The sequence below is a fragment of the Streptococcus hongkongensis genome (genome assembly GCF_053206145.1).
This window is the reverse complement of the sequence record NZ_JBRUGD010000005.1, coordinates 110,627-131,492: the sequence shown is the minus strand read 5'-3', so window position 1 is coordinate 131,492 and position 20,866 is coordinate 110,627. Positions and strand designations below refer to the sequence as shown.

Below are 20,866 nucleotides of genomic sequence, written 5' to 3'. Positions count from 1 at the left end.
CTAACTATTGTATCATAGAAAAAGTATGCTTGCAGAATCAAATTTTTGAGAAAAGTAAAAGAGAGCCAAGCCCTCTTTTTGATTAATCTAATAATTTTTGCAGTTCTTGTGCTAATAATTGTTGAGCAACTTGTGGGTTTGCTTGGCCTTTTGTAGCTTTCATAAGGAAACCTGTAAAAGCTTTATCAGCATTACGTTTGCCTGATTTAAAGTCAGCCACGGCTGCTTCATGATCAGCAAAGACTTGATGAATAATTGGAATCAAGACTTCAGGATCTGAAATTTGAACCAAACCAGCTTTTTCAACGTATTCACGCGCAGAACCACCATTTTTTGCTAAGTGAACAAAAACTTTCTTAGCAATTTTTGATGAAATGGTACCATCAGCAATAATAGCAATCATTTCAACTAAGTTTTCTGGTGTCAATTCAATTTGACTAATTGTTTTGCCTTCAGCATTTAGGAACTGAGCTACTTCACCTTGCAACCAGTTGGAAACTTGTTTAGCATCTCCACCAATAGCAACCGCAGCTTCAAAGAAATCTGATAAATCTTTGGTTGCTGTTAACTGACTAGCATCATAATCTGATAAGCCAAGTTGGCTGACATATTTGTCACGACGTTCTGCAGGGAATTGTGGTAATTGATCACGCATTTCCTCAATCCAAGCCTGATCAATTTCATACAATGGTAGGTCAGGTTCTGGGAAGTAACGGTAATCTGCTGCACCTTCTTTGACACGCATTAAGATAGTCCCTTTATTGGCTTCATCATAGCGACGTGTTTCTTGACGGATAATGCCACCAGAACGAAGAATCTTAGCTTGGCGTTCAACCTCATGCTCTAAACCTTTACGAACATTAGAGAATGAGTTCAAGTTTTTCAATTCCGTTTTAGTACCAAATTTTTCTTGTCCATAAGGACGAAGCGAAATATTGGCATCCACGCGCATTGACCCTTCTTCCATCTTAACATCTGAAATACCCGTGTACTGGATAATTTCTTTAAGAGCTGTTAAGTAGGCATAAGCTTCCTCTGGAGAACGCATATCGGCTTCAGATACGATTTCGATTAATGGGACACCCTGACGGTTTAAGTCAACATAGCTATAGCCATCAGTTCCGTGAGTGTTTTTACCAGCATCTTCCTCTAAGTGGGCACGTTCGATACGGATTTTCTTCTTAGTGCCATCTTCCAACTGCACTTCAATCCATCCATTGTAACCAATTGGCTCATCAAATTGAGAAATTTGGTAGGCTTTGGGATTATCAGGGTAGAAATAATTTTTGCGGTCAAAATGCATTTCTTGGTGGATATCCATATTGAGTGCCAGCGCAGCTTTGATCCCCGCATCAATGACACCCTTGTTAATGACTGGGAGGACCCCTGGGAATGACCAGTCAATAACATTGGTGTTTGCATTAGCTTCTTGCCCAAAATGGGCAGATGAAGGTGAGAAAATTTTTGAATTTGTATTTAATTCAACATGGACTTCAAGACCAATGATAGTTTCAAAATTCATTACTTGTCACCTCCGAAAATACTTGGTCGTTTTGTATGGTAATCTGTTGCTGCTTCAAAGGCTGCAGCGGCTTGATAGACTGTCTCTTCGCTGTACTTAGGTCCAATCAATTGGATACCAACTGGTAAGCCATCAACAAATCCTGAAGGAATTGAGATACCTGGGATACCAGCTAAGTTGACTGGGATAGTTAAGAGGTCAGCAAGGTACATGGAAACTGGATCATGGTTAAGTGTATCCAATCCAAATGCAGGGCTTGGCGTTGTTGGGCCGATGATCAAGTCATAATTAGCAAATACTTTTTCAAAGTCTTGGATAATCAGTGTACGAACACGGCCTGCCTTTTTAAAGTAGGCATCATAGTAACCTGATGACAAGCTAAATGTTCCAAGCATGATTCGACGTTTAACTTCGTCACCAAAACCTTGACTACGAGTTTTGACATAAATGTCATCTAAGCTAGTTGCATCTTCGGCACGGTAGCCATAACGAATGCCATCAAAGCGTTGAAGATTTGATGATGCTTCTGATGAGGCGATAATATAGTAAACAGCTACGCCATATTTGCTATGTGGTAAGCTAACTTCTTCAACAGTCGCACCTAGTTCTTCGAACTGTTTGGCTGCTGCTAGAACATTTTCTTTGATTTCAGGGTCGATTCCTTCACCAAGGTATTCTTTTGGAAGGGCAATCTTCATGCCTTTAATGTCTTGTCCAATTTTAGAAGTGAAATCAGCAATTCTAACTGGTGCTGATGTTGAGTCTTTTTCATCTGGACTAGCTAAGACATTCATCAATTGGGCATTTTCTTTAACTGTTTTTGAAAATGAACCAATTTGGTCTAATGAACTACCGAAGGCAATCAAACCAAAACGAGAAATAGTTCCATAAGTTGGTTTCATACCAACTACACCATTAAAAGCTGCAGGTTGACGGATTGAACCACCTGTATCAGATCCAATAGATAGTGGTGCTTGACCTGAGGCAACTGAAGTTGCTGAACCACCTGATGAACCACCAGGAACTTTGGTTTGATCCCAAACATTTTTCGTTTTCTTGAAATAGGATGTTTCAGTAGAGCCACCCATGGCAAACTCATCCATATTTGCTTTCCCAATGATAATCATATCTTTTGCCTTAGCATTAGCAATAACTGTTGCATCAAAGACTGGTTCATAATTGTAAAGCATTTTTGAAGCTGCTGTTGTTAAGATATCTTTTGTTGAGATATTATCTTTAACAACCAAAGGAATTCCAGCCATCACATTTTCAGGATCAATGCCTTTTGCATCAAGGGCATCTGCGGCTGCAAGTGCTTGCTCTTCAGCAAGAGTAATAAAAGAACCAATTGCTTCTTCACGTTCTTTAATATCAGCAATTGTCGCTTCAATTAATTGTCTAACTGTTATTTCTTTCATGACAAGGAGCTCATGTAATTGGTCAACTGTATAGTGATTATATGACATTATGCATCTCCTCCGTCTTCTAAGATTGCTGGTACTTTGATAAAGTTATTTTCTTTTTCTGGAACATTTTTAAATAATAAGTCACGGTCAGTTCCTGCTTGGGCAATATCTTGACGCATCACATTTTTACGGTCTGCCATTGTTGTTGTGATGGCAACACCTTCTGTATCAACTTCATTTAACATTTCTACCATTTCAACAATTTTTGTCAAAGTTGTGGCAAATTCACTTGTTTCTTGGTCTGTAAATGATAATTTTGATAGTGTCGCTACATGGCGAACTTCTTCTTCAGAAATTTTCATGTCTACTCCTTAGGTTTCAAATTGACATAGTCTAAGTTATTATAACACATTTCAACCCAATTTTTACAGCCGACCAACTGATTCTTTTAGGCTTTGCACTTACAAAAAACCTTAATTGATTACATATGTAATCAATTAAGGTTTGGCTTTATTTATCTACATGAAGGCTTGAGCCTTGGCCTTTAATCTTAGCTTGTGCGGCAGCTAATTTAGCAATAGGCACACGAAAAGGCGAACATGAAACATAGTTGAGACCTTGACGGTAGCAAAATTCGACTGTGTTTGGTTCTCCACCATGTTCTCCACAGATACCAAGTTTAAGCTCAGGTTTCACACCACGACCAAGTTCAACGGCCATGCCTAAGAGGCGACCAATCCCTTTTTGATCAAGTACTTCAAATGGATCTTTTTCAAAGATGTTTTTATCAACATATTCTCCGAGGAACTTGCCAGCATCATCACGAGAGAAACCGAAGCCCATTTGAGTAAGGTCATTAGTACCAAAGCTAAAGAAGTCAGCAACTTCTGCAATTTCATCAGCAGTGACACAAGCTCTTGGAATTTCAATCATTGTACCAATTGTATAATTCATTTGAATATTAGCAGCAGCTAGCTCTTCTTCAACAGTATCTTCAATAAGTTTTCTTAAAATCTTGAATTCTTCAACGATACTTACCAATGGAACCATAATCTCAGGACTAACTTTTACGCCTTCTTTATGTGCCTTGATAGCCCCTTGGGCAATTGCTCGCGCTTGCATGATGCACATTTCTGGATAGGTAATTGCAAGACGACAACCACGATGACCTAACATTGGGTTAAATTCTTCAAGTTCCTTGATCCGTTTTTGGAGATCTTTAGCTGACATCCTTAACTGGCTAGCAAGACTCTCAACAGATGCTTGATCATGTGGCAAGAATTCATGAAGCGGTGGGTCCAAAAGACGAATAGTACAAGATTTGCCATTAAGCACCCTGAAGAGTTGATAGAAGTCATCTCTTTGGTGAGGAAGTAGCTTATCAAGTGCTTTAACACGATCATCCACATTGTCAGCAACAATCATTTCACGAACGAGTGGGATACGTTCATCATCAAAGAACATATGTTCTGTACGGCATAAGCCAATACCTTCTGCACCAAATTCCAAGGCTTTTTTTGCATCACGAGGTGTATCAGCATTACATCTAACCATTATGTCACGTTCTTCATTAACCCATTCCATGAAAGTTAGGTAGTCTTGATCAAGAGCTGTTGAAGCCATTGGTACTTGATTAAGGTATACTGATCCTGTTCCACCATCGATTGATAAAAAGTCGCCTTCTTTGATAACTAATGGTCCACATGTTAAAACTTTTTCTTCTTCGTCAACCATTAATTGGCTACATCCAGCCACACATGGTTTACCCATACCACGGGCAACAACTGCGGCATGTGACGTCATTCCACCACGCGCAGTAATGATACCTTTGGCACTAACCATTCCTTCAATGTCTTCAGGAGATGTCTCTTGTCTTACGAGAAGAACTGTTTTACCTGCATTGGCTTCACGTACCGCGTCATCGGCGTGGAAGTAAATTTGACCACAAGCTGCACCTGGTGATGCAGGAAGTCCTTTGACAAGAAGCTCGGCATTTTCTAAATCTTTTGGATCAAATGACGGGTGTAATATTTGTTCTAACTGACGAGGTTCAATACGAAGAATCGCTTCTTCTTTTGTGATTAAACCTTCATTAACTTGGTCTACTGCAATCTTAATAGCAGCTTTAGCTGTCCGTTTACCATTACGTGTTTGGAGCATAAATAAACGTCCTTTTTCAATGGTAAACTCAACATCCTGCATATCTTTATAATGTTTTTCAAGGATGTTTGTAATTTCAACAAATTGATCATAAATCTTAAGCATATCTTCTTTAAGACGATCGATGCTTTGAGGTGTGCGAATACCTGCAACCACATCTTCGCCTTGAGCATTAATTAAGTATTCACCGAAAAGATGTTTTTCTCCAGTTGATGGATTACGAGTGAAAGCAACCCCTGTTCCGCTGTTATCACCCATATTTCCATAAACCATTGATTGAATATTAACTGCTGTGCCAAGCGTATGTGAAATATCGTTTAGTCGACGATAAACTTGAGCTCTTGGATTATTCCAAGATTTGAAAACTGCTTCAATAGCTAGCATCAACTGTTCTTTTGGTTCCTGTGGAAAAGCAGTTCCAGTTTCAGATTGATAAATATTTTTGAATGCGGTTACAATTTTTTGTAAGTCTTCACTTGTTAAATCTGTATCATCTTGATAGCCATTTTCTGCTTTGACTTTATCTAGAACAGATTCAAATTTGTATTTTGGAATACCAATAGCTACATCTGCAAACATTTGGATAAAACGACGGTAGCTATCATAAGCAAAGCGTTCATTTTTCGTTGCTGAAATTAGTCCAAGGACACTGGTATCATTTAAACCAAGGTTTAAAATGGTATCCATCATACCTGGCATTGAAAAGACTGCACCAGAACGAACAGATACTAAAAGTGGATCTTGATCACTTCCTAATTTTTTTTCTTGTTCAACTTCTAATTCTTCCAAAGCGGAATCAATTTGATCTAATACGATGTCGCGAATTTGACTATCATTATCATAATAGTCATTACAAGCTTCAGTTGTAATGGTAAATCCTTGAGGAACAGGTAAGCCGATACTTGTCATTTCTGCCAAATTAGCTCCTTTTCCACCTAAAAGACTGCGCATGTCTTTATGGCCTTCAACAAAACGATAAACAAACTTAGTTTCCATGTGTGCCTCCATTTTTATAGCTCATTATTTTTTAAGATTTCAAGAATAATTGTTGCTGTTTCTTCAATAGCTTTTTCAGAAACGTTAATTATAGGACAGGTAAGTTTTTTCATGACGTCTTCTGCATAGGTCGATTCTTCAAAAATACGATCCATATTTGCATAGTTCGCAGTGCTTGATAAGCCCATGGCTCTTAACCTTTCTCTTCGAACTTGACTGAGTCGTTCAATCGAATTTGTCAAACCAATTATCTTTCTTGGATTAATCTGATAAAGTTCCTTAGGAATTGGAATTTCAGGTATTAAAGGGATATTGACAACCTTAAGATGCTTATCTGCCAAGTACATACTTAAAGGTGTTTTTGACGTTCTTGATACCCCTAATAAAACTAAATCCGCAGCTAGAATTGCCCTTGGATCTTTGCCATCATCATATTTTACTGCAAATTCAATAGCTTCGACACGCTTAAAATACTCTTTATCTAACTTCCGCAACAGTCCTGGTTGTCCAAGTGGTGTAATCCCTGAAACTCTTGACATTGCTTTAATAACATTGGTTAATAAATCAACATAGACAACAGCTTCTTCTTCACATCTTTTCTGAGCATATGTAGCCAAGTGGTCGTCGACGAGGCTATACATGATGCAAACATTCTTATTTTTCGCCTCTTCTAATACATTTTCTAAAAGTGATTCTGTATTAATATTTGAGAAACGCTTAAATTGCCATTCATCTTGCATTGGAAATTGTTGTATACAGGCATTAGCGATAGCACGTGCTGTCTCTCCTAACGAATCTGATACAATATATATTTCTAATTGATCGTCCATAATACCTCCACCAATCTACTTCTCTTTTAATTCAAGGAAAAGTTTGGTAATTATCGTTTTTGACAGTTTTCCTATCACCTTTAATTTACCATGTTCAGCTTGTTCTACGACAGGAAGACTATCCACTTCTCGGGCCACCAATTTTTCAGCCGCTGAAAGGACAAATTCATCGCCACTAACAGTTGAAACATTAGGTACACGAGTCATTATCATTCCAATAGGCAGTTTTGTTAAATCGCCACTACCAATTGTCGCTTTCAATAAATCTTTCCTAGAAACTAGTCCACAGAGATAATCTGATTCATCCAAGATAAAAACGCCACCTGAATCTTCCATAAAGATTTGAACGATAACATCATAAACCGAGTCATTCTGATGTGCCATTTGAGGTATTCCCATAATATCTGACACTTTCATATTTTTATATAACTGGTATTCTTGATGAGATTCTGACTTGCCAACATAAAAATAACCAACTTTGGGTTTCGCATCTAAAACTCCTAGCATGGTTAAAACAACTAAGTCTGATCGCAAGGTTGCTCTTGTAACTTGTAAGAGATCTGCAATTTTTTCACCAGTTATTGGCTCTTTTTCTTTAACAATCGATATAATCGACTTTTGTCTTGTGGTGAATTGAATAATAAATACCTCACTTTTGCTTAAATATGATATACTATATATATCTTTACGTGATATATTATATGTCTATTTTTTCAAAAAAACAAGTCAAAAAAATATTTTTGTCTATTTTTTTAAAAATATGACTATAATTAAAAGAAGATTTCTTAGATAAAGGCTATATAGGCAAATCTGCTGGTCGTGGTTTTTACACTTACTAACCTTTTACGCCTAGTGACATAAACTCTCTTCTTTCTTCCTAAACACAATTCCCAATCTATTAAAGGCCTTAGGAGTTTTCCTAAGGCCTTTTAATAGCTAATCTAATTTTCCTGTCCAGGCGCTTGTTCCGCCTTCAACATTTGTCACATCTTCAAATCCTTGATTGCTCAGATAAGCACATGCTTGGGCTGAACGACCACCAGAATGGCAAATAATATGGTAGCTTTTGTTTTTATCCAAGGTCTGATAGCTTTCTTCAAAGTCGCTTAAGGGCATATTGACTGCACTTGGTACATGTCCTGCTTCGTATTCAAAGCTTTCACGAACATCAATTAGATTTAGCTTGTCTTGTTTAAGTAATTCTTGTAACTGTGTGATTGATTCCGATTTAAACATGGGTAATCCTTTCTGGGTAAACACTTTGATAAAGAGAGTAGGCACCATCTAAATTTTGAACGGTAAAACCTTCCTGCTTAAGAATGCGTTCCGCCAAATAAGAGCGCAAACCACTATGACAACTAACAATATACGCTTGCTCTTTATCAAGTTCATTTAATCGATTACGTAAGTCATCAAGAGGGATATTGATCCCTTCAGCAAAATGACCTGCTGCAAACTCTGAAACAGTACGCACATCCAATAGCTTTTTACCTTTTGACAATTCTTCTTCTAACTGATACCATTGTACCGTTTCACTAGTTCCCTCTAACAGATTGGTTGCGACATAGCCCGCCATATTTACAGGGTCTTTAGCAACACCAAATGGTGGCGCATAAGTAAATTCTAACTCTGGCAATTCCTCTACAGTCAATCCAACTTTTATAGCGGTAGCTAGGATATCAATGCGTTTATCAACACCTTTTTGTCCAACTGCTTGAGCGCCATAGATAAGGCCACTGTTTTTACTAAATACCAATTTAAGAGTAATGTCAGTTGCACCTGGGAAGTATGAAGCATGATCTTTGCCACTCGTATGAAGTACAGCGACATCGTTAAAGCTTTGTTTAGCTTGACGTTCACTAAGTCCCGTTGAGGCTGCCAAAAGGTCAAAAACACGGACAATAGCTGTGCCAATACTTCCTTTATTTTTGCGGCTGATTCCTGCTATGACATCTGCAACTTGACGGCCTTGACGATTTGCTGGGCTAGCCAGAGAAATCAAAGCATCTTGACCTGTAATTTCTTGTTTAACAATGATGGCATCGCCAACTGCATAAATATCATCATTGCTTGTTTGATAATTGTCATTGACCAAAATACCATCTTTAAACCCTAATGTTAACCCAGCTTCTTTTGCCAAATCTGATGCAGGCATGACACCAACCGACATAATTGTCAGGTCTGACATTAATTTGCTACCATCTTCTAAAATAATCACGCGTCCTTTTTCTTCAAAGGATTGTGCAGACTGTCCAGTAATGACTTTGATCTTATTTTTTACCAACTCTGCTTGAACAAAGCTAGCCATTTCTTCATCTAAAGGCGGCAAAACATGAAGCGCCTTTTCAACGATTGTAACGTCATAGCCTTTCTTTGATAGACTTTCAGCCATTTCAAGACCAATAAATCCTGCTCCAATGACCGTTGCTTGTCCCACTTTTTGATGATCAATCTGAGCCATAATCTTATCTAGATCTGGTATATTTCTTAAACTAAATACATTTTCAGACTCATCTAAGCCAGGTATCTGAGGAAAAAATGGTTTCGCGCCAGGTGACAAGATAAGCTTATCATAAGACTCTGTATACGTTACTCCAGCATGCTGAGCAGTAACCATTTTTTCCTTTGGATGGATCGCCATTACCTCAGTTTCTGGACGAACATCTAATTCAAACCTTGCTTTAAGTCGTTCCGGAGTCTGTACCAATAAGCTATTGCGATCAGCAATTTCTCCTGAAACATGGTAGGGCAAGCCACAATTAGCAAACGAAACATATGGACCCCGATCAAATACAATAATTTCTGCATCTTCCATTAAACGTCTGAGTCGTGTCGCTGCAGACATCCCACCTGCTACACCACCTACAATAATAATCTTCATTTTCTACCTCTTTATTATTTCGAATTTAGTTTAGGTCCTGTCCATGCAGACATGCCACCTTTAATATTAACTGTAGAGTATCCCAATTGATTCAATGTCTTACAAGCTCGTTTGCTCCGCATTCCTGACTGACAAATGACATAAATCAGTTTATCTTTTGTTCCCTTATAGGTTGTAATATCCGATAAAGGAAAATTTCTTGCTTCTCTAATATGAGCCGACTGAAACTCCTGTCGTGTTCTGACATCCAGTAACGTTACGTTATCAGTTTGTAATAGTTTTTGCAGTTCTTGTGTGGTCAAAGATGCTTGTTGTTTAAAAAATTTAGTAAAGATCATTTTCTCTCCTCAAATACCCCGTATGGTATTTTTAGAATAGCATGTCACTCTTCTAAAGTCAACTAAAAAAACAGGGTATAAATTGACAAAGCAGATTTAGGAAAGTATAATTAATCCTCGGAAGTGAGGTTTTTATGAAAACAAGAAAAAAGGATATTATTAATCGACTTAAACGAACAGAGGGGCAAATCCGAGGAATACAACGGATGATTGAAGAAGACCAATCTTGCTTTGATATTATCACTCAACTAACAGCAATTCGTTCAAGCATTAATAGTACAATGGGCGTCATTATTGGTGAAAAAATTACTGAAGTAATTGAAAATCCATCCGAAGATCCTAAACTTCAAGAAGAACGTATTAACCAAGCAATCAATTTAATTATTAAAAAGTAGACGAAAAAGACGTGGTTTCCCCACGTCTTTTTAAATCAGTTTAGCACCAAGAACAGACTCAAAATGATTGAGTGCCCATTGATGATTTTCTTCTGAAATACTAGCAACCGCATCTTATACAATTTCAATAGGATAAGCTAAATTGTAAGCATCAATCGCTGTATGTAAAACACAAATCTCTGTTAACACTCCAGATTAGTTACTCTATGTTTTCAAACGAACATCTAGGTTAGTTCCAGAGAATGCCGAATAATATCGCTTATCTAACCAAAAAAACAGCATCATCAGCCTTTATAGCCTCATAATAGTCAGCTAGGGCAAAATACATGTCGTCCATTTGTACCCAGAATATTATGAGGTGGAAATAATTTTGATTCTGGATGAAAACCATCCTCAAAATCATGACTATCTACAGTAAAGAAGATATAATCTCCTCGTTCGAAACCAGCCTTAGTCACTTCAAAGATTGCTTCTGATATGGCTTAAGCTGGCTTACTATCTGTTAATCTTCCATTATCGACAACAGAATCTTGAGTATAATTAATGATATTAAGTACTCTAGTCACATATTAATATTCCTTGAGTTTTTCGAAGATTCCTTCGTTAATGACTTTCAGGTAGGTTCCCTTCATACCAAGCGAACGACTCTCAATAATACCAGCACTTTCAAGTTTACGTAAAGCATTAACAATTACTGAACGTGTAATTCCAATACGATCAGCAATAACAGAGGCTGTTAAGCGACCTTCATTTCCATCTAATTCACCTAGAATTGCTGCAACAGCCTTCATTTCAGAATAAGATAAGGTATTAATTGCCATGTTAACAGCTGTTTGTTTACGGATTGTTTCTTCAAGATTTTCAGTTTGTAAGTTCAACAATTGAATACCCACTACCGTACTTGAAATTTCAACTAAAATCAAATCATCATCATGGAATTGCTCATCATTTCGCCAGATAATTAATGAACCAAGTCTCATTCCTCCGCCGTAGATTGGCGCAATTGTTGTTAAACCATCTGGATAAACATCTTTTGACTCTACAGGGAAAATGGTTAATTCATTTTCAACTGTTAAGTTTGCCTCAGTATCATAGACACGACTTGCAGCTTTTACATAAGAATCTGGAAACTGCTTAGCTTCAAAAAACTCTTCAACGCGGTCATTATTTGTTTTATATTTCATGGCATAACCTAATAACGTTCCGCCACCATTAATAATACATGCATTACAATCAATAATATCTGCTAAACGAGATGCCATTGTATTGTAAGGTAATTCAGTTTCTAAACTATCAACAGACCGTTGTAGAATGGATGTAATCTTACGTGTTTTTTCTAATAAATTTGGCATTTTTCACCTTTTTCCTTTGATTTTATTGCGTCTCAATTATATCAAAGGAAAATCGATTTCGCAAGGAATTATCAGAAAATTGTTTATTATTTCTACAATTCCTATTTTAATCTTTTTTTCACTTCATTTAAAAAAAGAAACTCGGAAAAATATGCCAAGTTTCTAAACTTTTTTTAGTTATTATCGTTTATATTGACTAAGAACACGAGTGATTTTTTCTTGAACATCTGCTAATTCTTCTACAGTTGGAAGATAAACAATGCGGAAATGATCTGGTTCATTCCAGTTAAAGCCCTTGCCATGAACGAGCATTACTTTTTCTTGCTTTAATAAGTCTAAGACAAACATCTCGTCATCGTCAATAGCATACATGGTTCGATCAATCTTTGGAAAAATGTAAAGCCCAGCTTGTGGTTTAACAGCTGACAAACCCGGAATATCATTAATTGCCTTGTAAATAAAATTACGTTGTTCATAAATCCGTCCACCTGGCAATAACAATTCATCAACAGATTGGTGACCACCTAGAGATGTTTGTACAACTTGTTGCGCTAAGACATTAGAGCATAAGCGCATATTAGCTAACATATTTAAACCTTCAATATAACCATGAACATTACGTTTTGGACCAGATAAAACCATCCACCCAACACGGAAACCCGCAATCCGATGTGATTTAGACAAGCCATTCATTGACACGCAAAAAACATCAGGGGCCAAACTAGCAATAGCCTTATGCTGAGCACCATCCATAACCAAACGATCATAGATTTCATCAGCAAAAATAATCAAATCATTTTCTCTAGCAACTTGAATAATATCTAATAAAATATCATCCGGGTAGAGTGCTCCAGTCGGATTATTAGGATTAATCACAACAATTGCTTTTGTTCTGTCTGTCACTTTTGACTTGATATCTTCAATATCTGGATACCAATTTGACTGTTCATCACAAAGGTAGTGAATAGCTTTTCCACCTGATAAGCTAACACAAGCTGTCCATAATGGATAATCTGGCATAGGAACAAGTACTTCATCTCCATCATTAAGTAAGGCCTGCAATGACATTGAAATAAGCTCAGACACCCCATTTCCTAAATAGATATCATCAATATCTACTGGTGGGAATTTTTTGAGTTGACAATATTGCATAATAGCTTTACGAGCAGAAAAAATACCCTTACTATCAGAATACCCTTCACTCGAACGTGCATTAACAATTAAATCACGAATAACTTCATCTGGTGCTTCAAATCCAAAAGCAGCTGGATTACCTGTATTTAATCGTAATATTTTCTCCCCATTTGCCATCATGCGTTCTGCTTCTTCTAAAACAGGTCCACGGATATCATAAGCAACATGGTCTAATTTTGACGATTTTTCAAATATCTTCATAGCAAACTCCTTTTGCTCTATATTATAAACAAATATTTTAAAAATAGAAAGAATTTTTCGATAATTAAGATTTGAAACGATATTCAAGATTTATTTCAGTAAAAAACATAAAACGCTTTCAATAACTTATAAATTGGTGTATAATACAAGTATAAAGTATACTTTATTAGTTTTACATAGGAGGACAAGGTTATGTCACAAAAGTATGAACACATTTTAGTTGCAGTTGATGGTTCTTTCGAATCAGAATTGGCTTTTAACAAAGGTGTAAACGTTGCACTTCGTAATAATGGTGAATTAATTCTCGCTCATGTTATTGATACACGTGCCCTACAAAGCGTTGCCACATTTGACACTTATATTTATGATAAATTAGAACAAGAAGCCAAAGATGTCTTGTCCGAATTAGAGCAACAAGCACGTGCCCAAGGGTTAACAAAAATACGTCAAGTCATTGAATTTGGAAACCCTAAAAACTTACTAGCTCATGAAATCCCTGACCGTGAAAACGTTGATTTGATCATGGTTGGAGCAACGGGTCTTAACACCTTTGAACGTCTGCTTATCGGATCTTCATCTGAGTATATCATGCGTCATGCCAAAGTCGACCTATTAGTTGTACGTGATAGCGGAAAAACACTATAATCAAAACCTTATTAAAAAGCACTCCGATCGCTAGCATATGGAGTGCTTTTTTTATTTTTCCAATTTTTGTAATGATTTTTGTAATTGCTTATCTAATTCTTTCTTGATAGACTTTTCTGGCGCATAATGCTCTTCCCAATCTGATGGTTTTAAGATTTTATGCGTAACCGGATCAAAATGAGCCTTCCCATCAGGGAACATTTTCCCCATATTTGACTCATGGACTGTTTCAAAAATCGGCTGAGGATCAACTCCCATCAAAACAAAGGAACCATATGTAAAGTAAAGCAAGTCTGTAAGAGCATCAACTTGACCAACCATTGGTGTCTCAGGGTGTTCTTTTGATTGAACTTTAATAGCTGCGCGATCTATTGCAGAGTGTAAATCCATCAAGGACTGGGTGAAATGACTTTTCTCACCTTGGCTAGTCGCATATAAGAATTCAACAAGTTCTTCAACCTTAAAGTCAGCACGGTGACTGGCTTCTTTCAATGAATAACCTCGTGGGGTTTCCACGGTATCTCCATCCATAACTCGGTGAAAATCCTTAACCTTGTTGAAGTTTTCATCGCGACTCTTAAAGCTCTTTTCAATATCCAAGTGAATCAGACCATAATGAGCTAGAGCTTTTGAGATTCCCCCATTATTATTGGAAGCTGTAACAAAGTGAGCCCCTTCTTTAACCAATTCATCGGCATTGCCCATGGCAACTCCGACTCCCACACCATTCAACATCTCCAAATCATTATCAGAATCGCCAAAGGCCATTACCTCTGATAAGTCAAAACCAAACATCTCACCTAAACGTTCAATTCCCTTGATTTTCGATTGTTCCATCGAGATGAAATCAATGGAATAGGGACTACTTCTAGTAATCTTAACATGAGGAAATTTTTCAATAATTTCTTTTGTTTCCTCAACTGAGGCTACCATAACCACTTGATAAATGGGCTCGCGCATAATTGTAACGAGATTTGTGAAACTCTGTGGCTTAATGCGACGAATCAAGTTTTTAAAGCTGCTTTCAACTGTCGTTACCATACTTTTAGGGACAATACTTGAAACAACTTGTCCAAACTGACTAGTCCCCATATCAATAATACGTGAACCAGCTAAGCCTGCTACCGTTCCCAACGATACTTCTTTTTTCTTTTCACTAGCATAACGAATGATTTTATAAATCAGTGATTTTGGTAATTGATTTTGATAGAGAATCTTATCACGTGTTAAAATAATTTGGCCATTATAAGTTACTGCAAAATCTAAACCAAAATTTTCAAGAAAAGGCTGCACAAAACCAGGCCCGCGACTCGTCGCTAGACCAACCATAATACCTTGATTTTTAAGACTTCTGATTGCTTTTTGAGTTGTTTTTTGAACGTTTTTTCGGTCATTTAATAATGTCCCATCAATATCAAAAAAAACGGCTTTAATTGTCAAAACTTATTTTACTCACTTCTCTTTATGTTAGAATAGATTATACCACAAATCGAAGGAAGTAGGATAAATAATGAAACAAATTTTGGTCTTACATACTGGCGGTACGATATCTATGCAGTCAGATGCATTTGGTAAAGTCGCTCCAAATCACATTAATCCAATGACGCAAATTGGTCTTGAACTCGAAAATATCCAATTAAGTGTCGTTGATTTCTTAAATTTACCAAGTCCTCATATCAGACCAGTTCATATGCTTGATCTCTACCACAAAATTAAAGAAGACGGACCAAAATATGATGGCATTGTCATTACACATGGAACGGACACCTTAGAAGAAACCGCCTATTTTTTAGATACTATGCAAGTTCCTAAAATTCCAATTGTTATTACTGGAGCAATGCGCAGTTCAAATGAAATTGGCAGTGATGGTATTTATAATTACTTGACCGCCTTACGTGTTGCTAGCAATGACAAAGCAAAAGACAAGGGGGTTTTAGTGGTCATGAATGATGAAATTCATGCAGCTAAATATGTGACTAAAACACATACTACTAACATTTCAACCTTTCAAACACCAACACATGGTCCACTGGGCGTTATTTTAAAAGATGATATTCTCTTCTTCAAAACAGCCGAGCCTCGCGTCCGCTTTGACCTCAAGCAAATCTCGGGAACTGTTCCAATTGTCAAAGCTTACGCCGGAATGGGTGACCAAAGTATCCTCAGCTTGCTCACACCTGACACTATTCAAGGCTTAGTAATCGAAGCCTTAGGAGCTGGAAACATCCCTCCACTAGCTGTCCCAGAAGTACAAAAACTAATTGACCTTGGCATTCCAGTCGTCCTTGTCTCTCGCTGCTTTAATGGAATAGCAGAGCCAGTCTATAATTACCAAGGTGGTGGCGCAAGCTTACAGAAAGCAGGTATTATGTTCGTCAAAGAGCTAAACGCTCCAAAAGCACGTCTCAAACTATTAATAGCCCTAAATGCCGGTTTAGAGGGGCAAGAACTGAAAGAATACATTGAAGGCTAAGCTTTGTAAAATGAAACACAAAAAAGAATGCTCTTTGAGCATTCTCAGGTAACAGACAAATAGGTCACGGAACTTATTTGTCTTTTTTTGCTTCTTATTTCTTATGTAATGAAGTAGATGAGGGCTTATGGTACCCTTCAAATCCTAATCCTTGTCGCCCATTACAAGTGCTAATGCGTCAAACTGATTTAGACTTTTTGACGAAAAAATTTTGTCAGGTAAATTAAGATTGTGCCTATAAGACCTACACTGAAAAGTGCTATAAGGGTGACGCGATGTCCAGTCGTTGTCAAGGGACGTTTTTTAGCTTTTGACTTGGCCCCTGACCTTGTGTTAGCATCTGACAACAGCATCGTTGAAGCTGCATTAATATCTGCTCCTAGCATTGCAGGATTTGAATTAAGCACAGGCTCACTAGTCTCTACCATGTTAGGTTTAGCAGCAGTCACGTTTTCCACCGGGCTTGTGTTAGGAACAACTAAGGATGGTGTTGAAACTGTATTTATGCCTTCACCATTAGTTGATACATTGACATAGACGACACTATACATTGATAAATGGCTAACATCAAAGGATACTGAATTCTCATTTTGGTGGAAAACAAGGGATTCACTATCCCCAAAAGTGGGATGAATATAGAGAACTTTTTCAACTACTAGACCGTTACGTTTTGGAAGTGTAACAGTTGCTTTTCCTAATAGTTTTGTCACACGACCTTCTTGATCAAGTAGGTCAATGTCATAAGTATCTGCTACTTTTCCGTTCAAGTCTTTCACATTTGCCAAAGATTTGCTATCAAGTTTTTTAATCTGATTACTTGTTGCTTTTTCACTAGCTGACAAGGTAATGGTGATAGTGCTCGCATTATCTACCAGAACCTTTGTTTGTTTAGCTTCTTTTTCTGCTTCCACTTTGGCTTGGCGTTCTTGCTCGGATTGCTTTTCTGCTTCTGCTTGGGCTTGATGCTCTTGCTCGGCTTGCTTTTCTGCTTCTGCTTTAGCCTGGCGCTCTTGCTCGGATTGCTTTTCTGCTTCCACTTTTGCTTGACGTTCTTGCTCGGATTGCTTTTCTGCTTCCACTTTTGCTTGACGTTCTTGCTCGGATTGCTTTTCTGCTTCCACTTTGGCTTGACGTTCTTGCTCGGCTTGCTTTTCTGCTTCCGCTTTTGCTTGACGTTCTTGCTCGGATTGCTTTTCTGCTTCTGCTTGGGCTTGGCGCTCTTGCTCGGCTTGCCTTTCAGCTTCCACTTTGGCTTGGCGCTCTTGCTCGACTTGCCTTTCAGCTTCTGCTTTAGCCTGGCGCTCTTGCTCGGCTTGCTTTTCTGCTTCCACTTTGGCTTGACGTTCTTGCTCGGATTGCTTTTCTGCTTCTGCTTCCACTTTGGCTTGACGTTCTTGCTCAGCTTGCTTTTCTGCTTCTGCTTGGGCTTGACGTTCTTGCTCGGATTGCTTTTCTGCTTCTGCTTTAGCCTGGCGCTCTTGCTCGGATTGCTTTTCTGCTTCTGCTTTAGCCTGGCGCTCTTGCTCGGATTGCTTTTCTGCTTCCACTTTTGCTTGACGTTCTTGCTCAGCTTGCTTTTCTGCTTCTGCTTGGGCTTGACGTTCTTGCTCGGATTGCTTTTCTGCTTCCGCTTTTGCTTGACGTTCTTGCTCGGCTTGCTTTTCTGCTTCTGCTTTAGCCTGGCGCTCTTGCTCGGCTTGCTTTTCTGCTTCTAACACTTTTGGATCAGGTTCTTCAAAAATAACATCCTCTACCTTAATACCAAATGGATCCAGGTTCCCTTTACCAAATTCCTTTTTATTTAGCAGCATCTCATTGAAGTCATATTTGTCCATTGCCTGAGTTTTTATAGTCTTTTTGTCAACTAAAGCTTTAATAGCTTCATTTGCTTGTAACTTCAATTGCCCACTAGTCTGAAGTTGACTATATTTGTTATTTCCAATCGTTGAGTTGCCATTTAATTGGTATTCCGCTTTAGCAATCGTGTTCTCATTGACTTTTCGATTTGTCCCAAAAGCTTCTTTTTCAACTAAAAAATACTGATACCGGACTCTTCCGCCAAGGCTGTCCCATGTGGTATCAAGGTTGTACCAGATACCATCAATTTGCACCAGGTTCCATCTATGACCATAATTATTAATCGTTCCTCTTTGAACAGCATTTGGAATACCTAATTCATCTAAGAGCAATTTGGTTCCTTCAGTATAGCCTACACAGATTGCTCTTCCTTCAATCAGTGAATTATATGCCGGATTTGTCCAATTTCGTTCACTATAAGATACGGATAAACAAATATAATCATGTACCATCTTGACTTGTTCATAGATATCTGACGTTTGAGATTTAATGTAATCTGCAATTTCCTTTGTAACAGCTGAAACCTTTCGAGCCTTTAAGCGAGTCTCTAATTCTGCATTATCAAGAATATAGACACGTGCAAGGAAAGTCTGATCTTTGTACTTAGCATAAACTTCGTACTCTCCTGGCAAGTTGGCAGTGATTTTCCCATTTTTTATATCTAATTGGGCAAAGTGTTCATTAGTTTCTTTGTAACTAGGACTCTTCTCAATAGAGAATTTTTTTGAGATGAGGGTCGGATATCCATAGGGTTGGTAACCAATCCACTGAATTTGACTATCATCAATTTTCCGGTTCCCTTCACCCAAATCCAAGTCAAACACATCACCGACCTTTAATTCAACGGTACTACGATTAAAATGAACGTGTTGGTTTGAACCCATAGATTCATCAACTAATCTCTGCTTATTATCACTTCTATATTTTTCAAACGAGCTAAAATCACTTGTTATTTGGTCACTACTAACAGTATCTACTGTCGAAATCGCAAAGCATTGAATTGTTGCACATCCCAAAACAAGCATTAACTTTTTCTTAATCTTTGTTACTTTCATATACCTCCATCTCCTCTGTAGCTGACTATTAATGTCTTTTTCTGGTAGCTATTCACACAACACCTCATTAAAATTAGAAGCTTCTATTTCGAACTATTGCCTTAATCTGCGAAAAATCCTTAATTTTTTAATATTTACGAAGCGACATGCTTACGATTCCCTAAAAAAATACCTCCAAATAACACTATTAGCCAACGAAACATAAGGCATATGTCCTTAACAGTCCAAAAAAGACCCCAAAACTGCTTTTTAATCTATTTCCAAGCAACATATGTAATTAAGAAGGCAGTTTTTTTCAAACTTTTCTCATGCTTTTGATATTTTTTTATTCTTATCAATAGTTGAGTTAATTAAACTAATTTTATATTATAATCACATTTTTTTCAAGCCATGTTTTAATTTAAGTTGAAAAATAAGATTAAAACATGGCTTGAAAACAGTGCCAAATCAGCTTTTCTTGACACACTACTCAGACAAAGAAATAAAACTGTTTGTGGCCACTGCCTTATATACATAAATTTATAAAAAAATAGAGTCTGAGAACAGTTGTTCCAGACTCGTGTCTTGCTGCTGAGAATGCTTATTTCAGGAAACATTCTTTTTGGCTATGGCAAAACGTTACCTGCACTACGGTAGATGTCGTACCATTCTTGACGTGTTAATTCGACTTGGTAAGCTTGTGTAATTCTCTTCAACCGTTCTGGATTCATTGAACCAGCAATAGCTTGCATCTTAGCTGGGTGACGCAGAATCCATGCCATAATAATTGCCTCATCAGAAACATTGTAATGATCTGCCAAATTAGCAATGGTTTGATTTAAGTCTTCATAATCTGGGTTACCAGTAAATAGCCCTTTGTCCAAATCAATTTGGAAAGGCGACCATGCCTGAATAGTTATTTTATTAAGACGACAATAATCAACAACACCGTTGTCATGATCAATTGAAGCTTGGTTTCGCATGTTGACATTGAAACCAGCATCAAACATCGGTGTATGCGCAGGTGACAATTGCATTTGATTAACTGCTAATGGTTTATCAAGGTAGGACTGAAGCAATGCCATTTGATGGGGATTTTGATTGCTGACACCAAAATGCTTCACCTTCCCAGCTTTTTCGAGTTGATGGAAAGCTTCTGCAACCTCCTCAGGTTCAACCAGTACATCTGGACGGTGTAAAACTAAAAAGTCCAAATAGTCGGTGTCAAGACGGTCTAGAATACCATCGACTGACTCTAAGATATAATCTTTTGAAAAATCAAAGAATCCTTTACGAATCCCACATTTTGATTGCAAAAGATAGTGGTCTCGAGATAAGCCGAGATTTTTAGCCGCATCTCTAAAACGAATTTCAGATTCTCCACCTCCATAGATGTCAGCATGATCGATAAAAGTAATCCCTTCATCAAGTGCCGTTGCAATAACTTTCTCTGCCTCAGCAACTTCTAAAGATGCCATTCGCATACAGCCTAATGCAATACGTGACCCTTCAATGCCTGTCTGCCCAATTAATTGATTGCTCATAATACTCTCCTTTGATTTAGCTTATCAGTTCAGTATAC

17 protein-coding genes and 1 pseudogene are annotated in these 20,866 nt (G+C 37.7%); 3 read left to right on the top strand and 15 right to left on the bottom strand.

Annotation, left to right across the window (positions count from 1 at the left end):
- Positions 1–82: 82 nt before the first annotated feature.
- The 9 genes from gatB to ACVRZD_RS04485 all read right to left on the bottom strand — a co-directional run bounded on the left by gatB (position 83) and on the right by ACVRZD_RS04485 (position 10,133).
- Positions 83–1,522 (bottom strand): Asp-tRNA(Asn)/Glu-tRNA(Gln) amidotransferase subunit GatB, encoded by a 1,440-nt coding sequence (gatB, locus tag ACVRZD_RS04525; protein ID WP_037624917.1) that lies wholly within the window; start codon positions 1,520–1,522, stop codon positions 83–85.
- Positions 1,522–2,988: an Asp-tRNA(Asn)/Glu-tRNA(Gln) amidotransferase subunit GatA gene (gatA, locus tag ACVRZD_RS04520; RefSeq protein WP_037624915.1), complete on the bottom strand. Its 1,467-nt coding sequence runs from the start codon at positions 2,986–2,988 to the stop codon at positions 1,522–1,524. The genes gatB and gatA overlap by 1 nt, the downstream gene beginning before the upstream one ends.
- Positions 2,988–3,290, bottom strand: coding sequence for an Asp-tRNA(Asn)/Glu-tRNA(Gln) amidotransferase subunit GatC (gene gatC, locus ACVRZD_RS04515; RefSeq protein WP_447450301.1), 303 nt, complete (start codon positions 3,288–3,290; stop codon positions 2,988–2,990). The genes gatA and gatC overlap by 1 nt, the downstream gene beginning before the upstream one ends.
- A gap of 148 nt (positions 3,291–3,438) precedes the next feature.
- Positions 3,439–6,084: a pyruvate, phosphate dikinase gene (gene ppdK / locus ACVRZD_RS04510; RefSeq protein WP_037624977.1), complete on the bottom strand. Its 2,646-nt coding sequence runs from the start codon at positions 6,082–6,084 to the stop codon at positions 3,439–3,441.
- Between the two features lie 14 nt (positions 6,085–6,098).
- Positions 6,099–6,914 (bottom strand): pyruvate, water dikinase regulatory protein, encoded by an 816-nt coding sequence (locus tag ACVRZD_RS04505; protein WP_037624913.1) that lies wholly within the window; start codon positions 6,912–6,914, stop codon positions 6,099–6,101.
- A 15-nt stretch (positions 6,915–6,929) separates the two neighbouring features.
- Positions 6,930–7,586 (bottom strand): transcriptional regulator CcpN, encoded by a 657-nt coding sequence (gene ccpN / locus ACVRZD_RS04500; protein ID WP_037624911.1) that lies wholly within the window; start codon positions 7,584–7,586, stop codon positions 6,930–6,932.
- Positions 7,587–7,850: 264 nt separating this feature from the next.
- On the bottom strand, positions 7,851–8,150 hold the full coding sequence (locus tag ACVRZD_RS04495) for a rhodanese-like domain-containing protein (RefSeq protein ID WP_037624909.1): 300 nt from the start codon (positions 8,148–8,150) through the stop codon (positions 7,851–7,853).
- Positions 8,143–9,795, bottom strand: a complete 1,653-nt coding sequence (locus ACVRZD_RS04490; RefSeq protein WP_447450300.1) for an FAD-dependent oxidoreductase — start codon at positions 9,793–9,795, stop codon at positions 8,143–8,145. The genes ACVRZD_RS04495 and ACVRZD_RS04490 overlap by 8 nt, the downstream gene beginning before the upstream one ends.
- Before the next feature lie 14 nt (positions 9,796–9,809).
- The gene (locus tag ACVRZD_RS04485) at positions 9,810–10,133 is read right to left on the bottom strand and encodes a rhodanese-like domain-containing protein (protein ID WP_037624907.1); all 324 of its coding nucleotides are present in this window, start codon (positions 10,131–10,133) and stop codon (positions 9,810–9,812) included.
- 134 nt (positions 10,134–10,267) lie between these two features.
- On the opposite strand from ACVRZD_RS04485, the gene ACVRZD_RS04480 reads away from it, so the two are divergent.
- Entirely contained in the window at positions 10,268–10,528 is a 261-nt protein-coding gene (locus ACVRZD_RS04480) for a metal-sensitive transcriptional regulator (RefSeq protein WP_037624905.1), read from the top strand.
- Positions 10,529–10,558: 30 nt separating this feature from the next.
- Here the strand turns inward: ACVRZD_RS04480 and ACVRZD_RS04475 are convergent.
- The 3 genes and pseudogenes from ACVRZD_RS04475 to ACVRZD_RS04465 form a co-directional block, all read right to left on the bottom strand.
- Positions 10,559–11,094: pseudogene (locus ACVRZD_RS04475) on the bottom strand (cysteine hydrolase family protein).
- A gap of 3 nt (positions 11,095–11,097) precedes the next feature.
- A complete protein-coding gene (codY, locus tag ACVRZD_RS04470) occupies positions 11,098–11,880 on the bottom strand; it encodes a GTP-sensing pleiotropic transcriptional regulator CodY (RefSeq protein WP_037624903.1) in 783 nt (260 codons plus the stop codon).
- A 180-nt stretch (positions 11,881–12,060) separates the two neighbouring features.
- Positions 12,061–13,275, bottom strand: a complete 1,215-nt coding sequence (locus ACVRZD_RS04465) for a pyridoxal phosphate-dependent aminotransferase (RefSeq protein ID WP_447450299.1) — start codon at positions 13,273–13,275, stop codon at positions 12,061–12,063.
- A 192-nt stretch (positions 13,276–13,467) separates the two neighbouring features.
- Here ACVRZD_RS04465 and ACVRZD_RS04460 point away from each other — a divergent pair, with 192 nt between their 5' ends.
- Positions 13,468–13,920, top strand: coding sequence for a universal stress protein (locus tag ACVRZD_RS04460; protein WP_037624900.1), 453 nt, complete (start codon positions 13,468–13,470; stop codon positions 13,918–13,920).
- A gap of 51 nt (positions 13,921–13,971) precedes the next feature.
- On the opposite strand, the gene ACVRZD_RS04455 is transcribed toward ACVRZD_RS04460, so the two are convergent.
- A complete protein-coding gene (locus ACVRZD_RS04455) occupies positions 13,972–15,360 on the bottom strand; it encodes a Cof-type HAD-IIB family hydrolase (protein ID WP_037624898.1) in 1,389 nt (462 codons plus the stop codon).
- A 70-nt stretch (positions 15,361–15,430) separates the two neighbouring features.
- Here ACVRZD_RS04455 and ACVRZD_RS04450 point away from each other — a divergent pair, with 70 nt between their 5' ends.
- Complete coding sequence (locus ACVRZD_RS04450) at positions 15,431–16,393, top strand: asparaginase (protein ID WP_037624896.1); 963 nt, start codon at positions 15,431–15,433, stop codon at positions 16,391–16,393.
- 188 nt (positions 16,394–16,581) lie between these two features.
- Here the strand turns inward: ACVRZD_RS04450 and ACVRZD_RS04445 are convergent, their stop codons facing one another.
- Together ACVRZD_RS04445 and ACVRZD_RS04440 are read right to left on the bottom strand one after the other, a co-directional pair.
- A complete protein-coding gene (locus ACVRZD_RS04445) occupies positions 16,582–19,305 on the bottom strand; it encodes a transglutaminase domain-containing protein (protein ID WP_447450298.1) in 2,724 nt (907 codons plus the stop codon).
- A gap of 605 nt (positions 19,306–19,910) precedes the next feature.
- A complete protein-coding gene (locus tag ACVRZD_RS04440) occupies positions 19,911–20,828 on the bottom strand; it encodes an aldo/keto reductase (RefSeq protein WP_037624895.1) in 918 nt (305 codons plus the stop codon).
- Positions 20,829–20,866: the final 38 nt, after the last annotated feature.